Raw genomic sequence first — 1,089 nt, 5'->3', positions numbered from 1 at the left:
GGTGGACGTATTGTTAATTATTTAAAAGCCTTAATTGAAGATAAGCGTACTGATATTCTGTTTGTAGGTTATCAAGCTGAGGGAACTGCAGGGCGAGATATTCAAACTTACGGGACACGAAATGGCTATGTCGAGCTAGAGGGTAAGCGCTATACGATTAATGCCGCTGTACATACGATCTCGGGTTACTCTGCGCATGCAGGTCAGGAAGACTTGCTGAACTTAGTGCAAGGTATGAATGCTAAGCCTTCAGAAATAAGAATTGTTCATGGTGATGATGACGCGAAGAGGGCTTTAAAACAGGCGCTACGGGAATTATTGGGGGAAGAGGTCAGGCTGGTTATCCCTTAAAGATTAAGACACAAAAGACGGTTCACCACCGAGGACACAGAGCGGCCTGCGGACTACACCGAGAAAAGACAAAAAGTTTTTAGTATTTCTTAATCTCTTCCTCTGTGCAGCGAAGCGCCCGGTGTCCTCTGTGGTTCATCGGTTTATCCCATAATGATCAAAACACAAAAGAAGGTTCACCACCGAGGGCACAGAGCGGCCTGCGGCCTACACCGAGAAAAGACAAAAAGTTTTTAGTATTTCTTAATCTCTTCCTCTGTGCAGCGAAGCGCTCGGTGTCCTCTGTGGTTTATTGGTTTATTCCTTAAAGATCAAAACACAAAAGACGGTTCACCACAGAGGGCTCAGAGCGGCCTGCGGCCTACACAGAGAAGAAAATTTAATTTTTTCTAAGTTTATTGTGTTGTTAAGTGAATCAATGGGGTCAGACTCGATTGAAATTATTCTGTTGGAATATAGCGCGTGCGTTGGTAAGCGTTCGGTAATCTCACTTACTGAAACCAATTAACTCCCAACTCCGTATCACCTCTCGAATAAACCCGTGCTTAATCAAGCGCTCTCGATGAACTCTACTAAGTTGTTTCGTTTGAATGGCGACAACACCAGCACTTTGTAATTCACTTAACTTCTCTAGTGAACCAGCTAGCTTATTTGAGGCTTCGTTCATGTGATTTACCCAATAGAATAAGAATCAATATGAAATCTAGGTTTAGTTGAATTTTCTTTTATAGGGTTAAG

General features: G+C 42.9%; 2 protein-coding genes. One reads left to right on the top strand and one right to left on the bottom strand.

Annotated elements, in window-relative coordinates; all coding sequences use genetic code 11:
• Nucleotides 1–351, top strand: a 351-nt coding sequence (locus A3763_RS17485; protein WP_304440824.1) for an MBL fold metallo-hydrolase RNA specificity domain-containing protein, incomplete at its 5' end; no start/stop codon positions are given.
• 487 nt (nucleotides 352–838) lie between these two features.
• On the opposite strand, the gene A3763_RS17480 is transcribed toward A3763_RS17485, so the two are convergent.
• Nucleotides 839–1,018: a hypothetical protein gene (locus tag A3763_RS17480; protein WP_068633984.1), complete on the bottom strand. Its 180-nt coding sequence runs from the start codon at nucleotides 1,016–1,018 to the stop codon at nucleotides 839–841.
• Between the last annotated feature and the right edge of the window lie 71 nt (nucleotides 1,019–1,089).

It is taken from the genome of Oleiphilus sp. HI0128 (assembly GCF_001635365.1).
Note: the sequence above shows the minus strand (reverse complement) of the source record. Positions and strands in the feature narration are given on the sequence as shown.